This window comes from Actinomadura sp. 7K534 (assembly GCF_004348575.1).
GTDB lineage: Bacteria > Actinomycetota > Actinomycetes > Streptosporangiales > Streptosporangiaceae > Spirillospora > Spirillospora livida.
Genome location: NZ_SMKB01000265.1, coordinates 1 through 9,385 on the forward strand (window position 1 = coordinate 1; position 9,385 = coordinate 9,385).

Annotated in this window: 9 protein-coding genes; 8 read left to right on the plus strand and 1 reads right to left on the minus strand. The window is 73.2% G+C overall.

Going from position 1 to position 9,385, the window contains the following annotated elements; genetic code table 11:
* The coding region (locus E1266_RS31995) for an SAM-dependent methyltransferase (protein ID WP_347876762.1) at positions 1 to 867 on the minus strand (867 nt) is incomplete at its 3' end.
* A gap of 134 nt (positions 868 to 1,001) precedes the next feature.
* Here E1266_RS31995 and E1266_RS32000 point away from each other — a divergent pair.
* The 8 genes from E1266_RS32000 (at position 1,002) to panD (ending at position 9,383) form a co-directional block, all read left to right on the plus strand.
* Positions 1,002 to 2,174: a sensor histidine kinase gene (locus E1266_RS32000; protein ID WP_132053459.1), complete on the plus strand. Its 1,173-nt coding sequence runs from the start codon at positions 1,002 to 1,004 to the stop codon at positions 2,172 to 2,174.
* A gap of 30 nt (positions 2,175 to 2,204) precedes the next feature.
* Positions 2,205 to 2,903, plus strand: a complete 699-nt coding sequence (locus E1266_RS32005; RefSeq protein ID WP_132053461.1) for a response regulator transcription factor — start codon at positions 2,205 to 2,207, stop codon at positions 2,901 to 2,903.
* Between the two features lie 160 nt (positions 2,904 to 3,063).
* Positions 3,064 to 3,330 carry a chaplin gene (locus E1266_RS32010; RefSeq protein ID WP_165966293.1) on the plus strand — a complete coding sequence of 89 codons (267 nt, stop codon included), beginning with the start codon at positions 3,064 to 3,066 and terminating at the stop codon, positions 3,328 to 3,330.
* Positions 3,331 to 3,653: 323 nt separating this feature from the next.
* Positions 3,654 to 4,430 carry an ABC transporter ATP-binding protein gene (locus tag E1266_RS32015; protein WP_132053465.1) on the plus strand — a complete coding sequence of 259 codons (777 nt, stop codon included), beginning with the start codon at positions 3,654 to 3,656 and terminating at the stop codon, positions 4,428 to 4,430.
* Entirely contained in the window at positions 4,430 to 6,925 is a 2,496-nt protein-coding gene (locus tag E1266_RS32020; RefSeq protein ID WP_132053467.1) for an FtsX-like permease family protein, read from the plus strand. The genes E1266_RS32015 and E1266_RS32020 overlap by 1 nt, the downstream gene beginning before the upstream one ends.
* A 105-nt stretch (positions 6,926 to 7,030) precedes the next feature.
* On the plus strand, positions 7,031 to 8,005 hold the full coding sequence (locus tag E1266_RS32025; protein WP_132053469.1) for a DUF2520 domain-containing protein: 975 nt from the start codon (positions 7,031 to 7,033) through the stop codon (positions 8,003 to 8,005).
* A 101-nt stretch (positions 8,006 to 8,106) separates the two neighbouring features.
* Positions 8,107 to 8,967, plus strand: coding sequence for a pantoate--beta-alanine ligase (gene panC, locus E1266_RS32030; RefSeq protein WP_132053471.1), 861 nt, complete (start codon positions 8,107 to 8,109; stop codon positions 8,965 to 8,967).
* Entirely contained in the window at positions 8,967 to 9,383 is a 417-nt protein-coding gene (gene panD, locus E1266_RS32035; protein ID WP_132053473.1) for an aspartate 1-decarboxylase, read from the plus strand. Before panC ends, panD begins: the two co-directional genes overlap by 1 nt.
* Positions 9,384 to 9,385 lie beyond the last annotated feature (2 nt).

The following is a 9,385-nucleotide window of genomic DNA, read 5'->3' on the forward strand; positions in this document are numbered from 1 at the left end:
GTCCAGGGGCGGGCGGGTTCCGGTGAGGCCGAGGGCGCGCAGGGCGTCGCGCTGGGTCGTCAGGAGGGTGGCCGTGGCGCCGGCGCGTTCGCCGGCGGTCGTGCAGGCGTCCAGTGCGACATGGGCGGTGACGTCGCAGGAGCCGTCTGGGACGGCGGGAACGGTCGATCCGTCGCGGTAGCCGGCCAGGGTTCCGTACACCGGACGCGAGTCCCGCGAGTGCGAGTAGTCGACGGCGAGCGCCAGCCCCCGGGAGAGCCGTCCGATCACCGAGGCCCAGGCGGCGCAGCGGGGATGGCCGATCTCGGCGCGGTCGCCGGGTTCGCAGAGCGGCCACCAGCGGTCCAGCCACGCGCGGTCCTCGGCGGACGGGACGGGCCCCGGCCGCTCGCTGCCGGTGGACGGGTCGACCAGGACGGTCCGGACGCCGTCCGGTGTCCGCTCGACGACGTCCAGCGGGATGTTGTCGAGCCACTCGTTCGCCACGGCGAGGCCGGTGATGCGGTCGGGCAGGTCCGGGCGCCAGACGATCCGCGGTGAGATCTCGGCGGGACGCGGTGCGATCTCCACGGCGGTCGGGGCGAGCCGCGGCACCAGATCGGCGGGGGCGCAGGCCAGGATGTTGCTCACCAGGTGCCCCGACCCCGCGCCGATGTCGACGACGTCCAGCCGTTCGGGGTGGCCGAGCAGGACGTCGACCTCGACCAGCAGGCGGGCGATGGCCGCGGCGAAGCGCGGGGAGGCGTGCACCGAGGTGCGGAAGTGCTCGGCGGGGCGTTCCCCGCGACGGTAGAAACCGTTCTCCCCGTACAGCGCCCGTTCCATAGCGGTGCGCCATGTCAGCCATTCGGAAACCAACGCCGCCACGACTGCGACGTTACCGCGAGCGACGCCGCCCGCTACGCCTTTGCGGCCTGGGCCCCGGCGGTGTCCCTTCGGTGGAGGCCGGGTCCGACCTGCGGTTGATTCTGGGGTCGGGCGGGCGTCCGTACCCTGTCCGTATGGTGGCGGGCGCGTGGGACTGGCTGCGGCGTAAGAAGCCGCTGGTCGACGCGTTCTTCGCGATGCCGCTGGTGGTCTTCTCCGCGCCGTCGCTGGTCGGCGGGCATCACGGGATCGGCGCGTGGGGGCTCGCGCTGCTGACGTTCGGGCTGCTCGCGCCGCTCGTCCTGCGCCGGACGTTCCCCCGCGCGGTCTTCGCCACGGTCGCGCTCATCTCGGCCGTCCAGTGCCTGGCCGGCGTGGAGCCCGTGCAGGCCAATATCGCCGTCCTGATGGGCCTCTATACCGTCACGGCCAGTAATTCGTTCCGCTGGGGGCTGGCGGCGGCGCTGGTCGCCGAGCTGGGCGCGCTGCTGGTGACCGTCCGGTACCCGAACAGCGCCGACGACCGGAAGTACGTGTTCGCCATGCTCACGGTGGTGGTGGCGGGCGTCTGGCTCCTCGGCCTGCACATGCGGACGCGCCGCGCCTATCTGCGCTCGGTGGAGGAGCGCGCCGAACGCCTGGAGCGCGAACGCGACAACGAGGTCAAGATGGCCATGGCCGCCGAACGCGCGCGTATCGCCCGCGAGCTGCACGACGTGGTGGCGCACAACGTCAGCGTGATCGTGGTGCAGGCGGACGGGGCGTCCTACGCGATCGACACCGATGTCGGACGGGCCAGGCAGGCGCTCGACACGATCTCCTCGACGGGACGGCTGGCGCTGGCGGAGATGCGGCGGCTCCTCGGCGTCCTGCGCGAGGACGACGACGCGGGGGTGTTCGCGCCGCAGCCGGGGGTGGCGGAGCTGGCGGAGCTGGTCGAGCACGTCCGCGCGTCGGGGCTGGCGGTGGCGTTCGAGGTCGACGGGACGCCGGCGCCCATGTCGGAGGGGCGGCAGCTCACCGTTTACCGGATCGTCCAGGAGGCGCTGACCAATACGCTCAAGCACGGCGGTCCGCGCGCGGTGGTGTCGATACGGCTCCGGTACACCGGCGACGCCCTGGAGGTCCGGGTGGACGACGACGGGCGGGGCGCGGCCGCGCCGGACGACGGGCGGGGCCACGGCATCGCCGGCATGCGGGAGCGCGTCGCCGTGTACGGCGGGTCCGTCCACGCGGGGCCGCGTCCGGGGGGCGGGTTCGAAGTGCTCGCGCGGATCCCGGTCCGCGAGGAGGTGGCCGCCTCGTGAGCGACGCGGCGTCATTCGACGGGAGTGTGCATGACGGAGGCTGAGGACACGGCGGCGCCCATCCGGGTGGTGCTGGTCGACGATCAGGAGCTGGTGCGCGCCGGGTTCACGATGGTCCTGGACGCGCAGCCCGACATCGAGGTCGTCGGCGAGGCCGGCGACGGGGTGCAGGCGCTGGAACTGCTGCGGGTCACGCGGGCGGACGTCGTCCTCATGGACGTGCGGATGCCGCGCATGGACGGGATCGAGGCGACCCGCCGGGTGGTGGCGCAGTCCGGGCCGAAGGTCATCATCCTGACCACGTTCGACCTGGACGAGTACGCCTTCGCCGCGATCAAGGCCGGGGCGGGCGGGTTCATGCTGAAGGACGCGGGCCCGGCCCAGCTGATCGAGGCGGTCAAGGCGGTGCACTCGGGGGACGCCGTGGTGGCCCCGAGCACGACCAAGCGGCTGCTCGACCGGTTCGCGGTGCACCTGCCGGACGCGGAGCAGAAGGCGGTCGGGGCGCTGGACAGCCTGACCGACCGGGAGGGGGAGGTGCTCCGGCTCGTCGCGCGCGGGATGTCCAACGCGGAGATCGCGGAGCGGCTGTTCGTGTCGGAGGCGACGGTGAAGACGCACATGGGTCGGATCCTCATGAAGCTGAACCTGCGCGACCGGGTCCAGGCGGTCGTGTTCGCCTACGAGACAGGTCTGGCGAAAAGCGGCCAAACCGACAACACTGTGTAACGACTTGATCACTCCATGATGACTTCTTGTCCTCGACCTTACGTTTCGCATTGATCTACCTGAGAGTAGCTGAATAACTACCGTACGCGACGCCGCCCGCGCGGGCGGCGTCGGCAATTGTCAGATCGGGCCATTTCGGCCCAAGTACGGGAGGACTCTCGTGATCAAGAAGCTTGCCGCGACCGGCATCCTCGGTTTCGCCGTCGCCGCCTCGGCGCTGGCCGCCGCCCCCGCCCAGGCCGCCACCTACGGCGGCGGGCACGGGGGCGACGGCTCGCACAACACCAGCGCGGGCAACATCGGGCTCCTCACCGGCAACCAGGTGATCGTGCCGATCTCCGCCGCCGCCAACGTCTGCGGCAACGCCGTCGCCGTCATCGGCCTCGCGAACGCGCAGTGCAAGGGCATCGCCGAAGTCGACGACTGAGCCCCCGCACCCCCTCGGGGCGACGGGTGCGAGATTCCGCACCGCGCAGAGTGCAGGGATCTCACTGACCCTCCGAAGATGAGCGTTCGCGCCCATCGCCGAAGCGCCGGTGACCCGCCAGGGTCACCGGCGCTTACGCGTGCGCCGGGGCCGGTCCGTGGGAGGAGTGACGGGCTCGTACGACTCAGGTCGTACGAGCGGGCGCCGGTCGGCCGTGAGGGTGACGGAAAGCGTGGCCGCCGGGCCGATGGCGGCCGCGCGGCGGCTTCCTAGCGTGGTCCCCGAAAGATCAGGACCGTGACCACGACCCGCAGGGAGCCACTGTGACCAGCACGTTCGCCGATCCGCCCGGGAACTCCCCGGCCGCCGCCGCGGTACCGGCCGCCGTCACGGCCGAGGACGTGTCGAAGGTGTACGGGTCCGGTGACGCGGCCGTGCACGCCCTGCGCGGGGTCAGCACCGGGTTCGCCAGGGGCGCGTTCACCGCGATCATGGGGCCGTCCGGGTCCGGGAAGTCGACGCTGATGCACTGCCTCGCGGGGCTGGACACCGTCACCGGCGGACGCATCGTCCTCGGCGACGCGGAGATCACCGGGATGGGCGACCGGCAGTTGACGCTCCTGCGCCGCGACCGCGTCGGGTTCGTGTTCCAGGCGTTCAACCTGCTCCCGACGCTCACCGCCGAGCAGAACATCCTGCTGCCCCTGCAGCTGGCGGGCCGCAGGCCGGACCGCGCGTGGTTCGACCGGGTCGTGGACGCCCTCGGCCTGCGCGACCGGCTCGGGCACCGGCCGAGCGAGCTGTCGGGCGGCCAGCAGCAGCGGGTCGCGTGCGCCCGCGCGATCGTCGCCCGCCCCGAGGTGATCTTCGCGGACGAGCCGACCGGCAACCTCGACTCCCGGGCGGGCGCCGAAGTGCTGGGGTTCCTGCGCTCCTCGGTCCGCGAGATGGGGCAGACGGTCGTGATGGTCACCCATGACCCGGTCGCCGCCTCGTACGCCGACCGGGTCGTGTTCCTGCGGGACGGGGAGATCGTGACCGAGATCGCCCGGCCGACGCCCGCCGCCGTCCTCGACCGGCTCAAGAGCCTGGAGGCGTGATGCTGCGGACGACCCTCGCGGGCCTGCGGGCCCACAAGCTGCGGCTTCTTCTTACGGCGGTCGCCATCACCCTCGGCGTCGGGTTCATCTCCGGGACGTTCGTGCTGACCGACACGATGAACGAGGGCGTCGCCAAGACGTTCGCGCGGTCCGCCGACAAGGTCGACTTCGCGGTGCTGCCGAGCAGCCCCGACCCGGATGAGCGGATATCCGCCGACACGTTCCGCAAGATCAGCGCGCTGCCCGGCGTGACCGGCGTGCACGGCGTGGTGAAGGGCGATGCCGCCCTGGTGGGCAAGGACGGTAAGGCGGTCGGCGACTTCCCCACGGTCGGTATCTCGGTGCCGTCCGGGTCACTGCTGCGCTACGACGTCGACAAGGGACGACCTCCGTCCGGTGCTGGCGAAACCGTCCTCGACGGCGCGCTCGCCAAGCGGGAGGGCTTCACCGTAGGCGACACCGTGACGATCCTGGACGCAAAAGACCGGGCGCACCGGTTCAGCGTGGTCGGCCTGGTCGACTTCGGCATCGACCAGGAGGCCAAGTTCTTCGGCGCGGTCGGCTTCGACACCCCCACCACGATCACGATGACCGGCGAGCGGACCTACCGCGAGATCGACATCGCGGGCGGCGACCGGCGGGCGATCGAGGCCGCCGCGGGCCCGGCCGACCGGGTCTACACCGGCACGGAGCTCGGCGCGGAGCTGGCGAAGTCCGCGGGCGCCGACACCGAGATCATCCGGACCGGGCTGCTGATCTTCGGCCTGGTGGCGATGCTGGTGTCCGCCCTGGTCATCTACAACACGTTCGCGATCCTCATCGCGCAGCGGATGCGGGAGACGGCCCTGCTGCGCTGCGTCGGCGCGACCCGCCGGCAGGTGTTCGGCGGCGTCGTCGCCGAGTCCGCGGCGGTCGGGCTCGTCGGGTCGCTGCTCGGCCTCGCCGCCGGCGCCGGCCTCGGCACGGCCGCGCTCGCCGGGGTCACCAGGCTGGATGCGGCGGTGCAGGTCACGGCACCGTCCCTGTCGGCCCGGACGGTCGTGCTCGGCCTGGCGGTGGGCGTCGTCGTGACCGTCATGTCGGCGCTGCTGCCGGCCCGCGCCGCGACCAGGGTCGCGCCCGTCGCCGCGCTGCGCTCGGAGCTGGAGCCGGGTAGCGGCCGGTTTCGCCTTGGCCGGGCGCGAACGGCGATCGCGCTGCTGCTCGGCACCGCGGGCCTGGCCATCGGCGGGTTCGGATCGCTCGGCATGGAGAAGGGCCAGGCCGCGATGTACTCCGTCGCGCTCGCCGGCACCGTGTTCTTCCTCGCGGTGATCGCGGCGATGCCGGCGCTCGTCCGGCCGCTGGCGCGGCTCGCGGGCGCGGTCCCGGCGCGGCTCGGCGGCGTCCCCGGGCGGCTCGCGGTCGCGAACGCGCAGCGCGCCCCGCGCCGGACCGCGACCACGACGATCGCGCTGACCGTCGGCGTCGGGCTGATGAGCCTGTTCGCGGTGGTCGCGGCGAGCGGCAAGGCGACCGCGGCGCACCAGCTGGCGGAGCAGTTCCCGGTCGAGTTCCAGATCAGGACGCAGAGCCTGGACGGACGCGTCCCGCCATCGCTCGCGGCGGCGGTGCGCGAACGTCCGGAGATCGCCGCCGTCGCGGAGACCCGCAGGCAGGACGCGCGCGTCGGCGGCGAGGAGGAGGAGATCGGCACGGTCACCCCGTCCGCGCTCGGCACGATCGTGAACCCCGAGATCAAGGCGGGCTCGCTCGCCGCCGCCCGCGAAACGGGAACCGCGATGGTGGACGAGGGAACCGCCGCCCAGCCGGGCCGCGGCCTCGGCGACACCGTCCAGGTCGAGACCCCGCGCGGCACCGTCCCCGTGAAGATCACCGCCGTCTACGGCGGGGGCGCCCAGATCTCCGGGATCATCGTCCCGGAGGCCGACTTCACCGGGTACTTCGGCGCCGTCGACCCGTCGAACCTCTTCGTGAAGGCCCGCGACGACATCCCGGCGTCCGCCGCCCGCGGCGCCGTCGAGGACGCCGCGAAGCCCTACCCGGCCGCGAAGGTCGTCTCCGCGGCCGAGTTCAAGGAGACGATGACCCGGGCGATCGACACGATCCTGATGATCTTCGCCGGGCTGCTCGGCCTCGCGATCGTCATCGCGCTGTTCGGCATCGCGAACACGCTCACGCTCTCGGTCGTCGAGCGGACCCGGGAGTCGGCGCTGCTGCGGGCGCTCGGCCTCACCCGGCGCGGGCTCCGCCGGATGCTGTCCGTCGAGGCCCTGGTCATGGCCGTGATCGGCGCGGTCACCGGGGTCGTCCTCGGCATCGCGTTCGGCTGGGCCGCGACGAACGCGATGGCCGACGACTCCCGCTTCGCGCTGCCCTACCTGCAGGTGACGGGCTACGTCCTCCTGGCGGGCGCCGCGGGCATGGCCGCCGCGGTGCTGCCGGCGCGGCGCGCCGCCCGCACGTCCATCGTGGAGTCCCTCGCGCATGACTGAATGGGGTGGGGTGGCGATCGTCACCCACCGGACTCCGTGCCGGGATCCCGCGGGTACCCTGGGTCGCGCACGTCCGGTACCTACCCGAGGACTGGAACGAAACCGATGGACCCTGACGTCACGCCCGGCTCCGCCGCGCCCGGAGACGGGCCGGTCCCCGCTGCGGGAGCGACCCCCCGCGCCCCCCGGCCCGAGCCGGAGACGCCGGAGGACCGGCCCGCCCGGCTCGCGGTCGGCGTCGTCGGCGCCGGCCGGGTCGGCACGGCGCTCGGCGCCGCGCTGGCCCGCGCGGGGCACCGGGTGATCGCCGCGACCGCCGTGTCCGAGCGGTCGCGGTCGCGCGTCGCGGAACGCCTCCCGGGCGCGGACGTCGCGGCCCCGCCGGACGTCGTCGCGGCCGCCGACCTGGTGCTGCTGACCGTCCCGGACGACGAGCTCCCCGAACTGGCGGCCGGGTTCGTCGCCGCGGGCGTCGACGTCACCGGCAAGCTGATCATGCACACCAGCGGCCGGTACGGGACCGCCGTCCTGGACCCGCTCACCCGCGCCGGCGCCCTGCCGCTCGCCCTGCACCCGGTCATGACGTTCACCGGGCGCCCCGACGACGTGAACCGCCTCACCGGCATCTCGTTCGGCGTCACCTCCCCCGAGCCGCTGCGGCCGGTCGCCGAGGCGCTCGTCCTGGAGATGGGCGGCGAACCGGTCTGGATCACTGAGAACGCGCGCCCGCTCTACCACGCGGCGCTCGCCGGGGGCGCGAACCACCTGGTCACGCTGGTCGTCGAGGCGATGGACCTGCTGCGCGCCGCCGGGGTCGCCGACCCCGGCCGGATGCTCGGCCCGCTGCTCGGCGCCGCCCTCGACAACGGCCTGCGGCTCGGCATCGACGGCCTCACCGGACCGGTCGCGCGGGGCGACGCCGGGACGGTGTCCGGCCACGTCGACGAGCTGGCCAAGGTGTCGCCGGAGAGCCGCCGCGCCTACATCGCGCTGGCCCGGCTCACCGCCGACCGGGCCCTCGCCGCCGGGATGCTCAAGCCCGAGGACGCCGAACGCCTCCTCGAAGCACTGGCCGATTGACCAGGGAGAACACGAATGCGGCCTGATACGGCGCTGACCCGCCGTCCCCCACCCCGCGGGACGCGGCCACGGCATCCGGTACCCGAGGAAGGGGACGTCTCGTGACCCCGGTCGTCGCGCGCACACGGGAGGAGCTGGCCGAGGCCCGCTCCCGGATCGAGGGCACGCTGGCCTTCGTCCCGACCATGGGCGCCCTGCACGAAGGCCACCTCTCTCTGATGCGGCAGGCCCGCCGGTCGGCGGACGCCGTGGCGGTCAGCATCTTCGTCAACCCCCTGCAGTTCGGGCCGGACGAGGACTTCGACCGCTACCCCCGGACGTTCGGCACCGACCTCGAAGCCTGCGCCGCCGAGGGCGTGGACCTCGTGTTCGCCCCCACCCGCGACGTCATGTACCCGAGCGAGCCGCAGGTCACGGTCAAGTCGGGGCCGATGGGCGAGATCGTGGAGGGCGCCGCGCGGCCGGGCCACTTCGACGGGATGCTCACCGTCGTGCTGAAGCTGCTCAACCTCGTCCGGCCCGACGTCGCGATCTTCGGGGAGAAGGACGCGCAGCAGCTCGCGATGATCCGCCGCATGGTCTTCGACCTGGACCTCCCCGTCGAGGTGGCCGGCGGGCCGACCGTCCGGGAAGCCGACGGCCTGGCCCTCTCCAGCCGCAACCGCTACCTCTCCCCGGACGAGCGCCGGACGGCCGCCGCCCTGTCACGCGCGCTGCACGCCGGCGCGGACGCCGCCTCCGATGGCCCCGAGGCGGTCCTGGACGCCGCGAACGCCGTCCTGGACAAGGCCGCCACCGCCGACCCGCCCCTCGTCCTCGACTACCTCGTCCTCGTCGACCCCACCACCTTCACCACGATCTCGGGCCCCCGCACCGGCCCGGCCGTCCTCGCCGTCGCGGGCCGGGTCGGCGCCACCCATCTGATCGACAACGTTTCCCTCCAGCTCGGCAAGGAGCACTGATGTTCCGGACGATGTTCAAGTCCAAGATCCACCGCGCCACCGTGACGCAGGCGGACCTCCACTACGTCGGGTCGCTCACCATCGACCAGGACCTGATGGACGCCGCGGACCTCCTCCCGGGGGAGCAGGTGCACGTGGTCGACATCGACAACGGCGCCCGCCTGGAGACCTACCTGATCGCGGGCGAGCGCGGCTCCGGCGTGATCGGCATCAACGGCGCGGCCGCCCGCCTCGTGCAGCCCGGCGACCTCGTGATCATCATCAGCTACGCCCAGCTCAGCGACGCCGAGGCCCGCGAGTTCGTGCCCAGCGTCGTGCACGTCGACCGCTCCAACAAGATCATCTCCCTGGACTCCGACCCGGCCGCCCCCGTCCCCGGCACCCAGACCACCCGCGGCGACCTGGTCCACCCCTAACC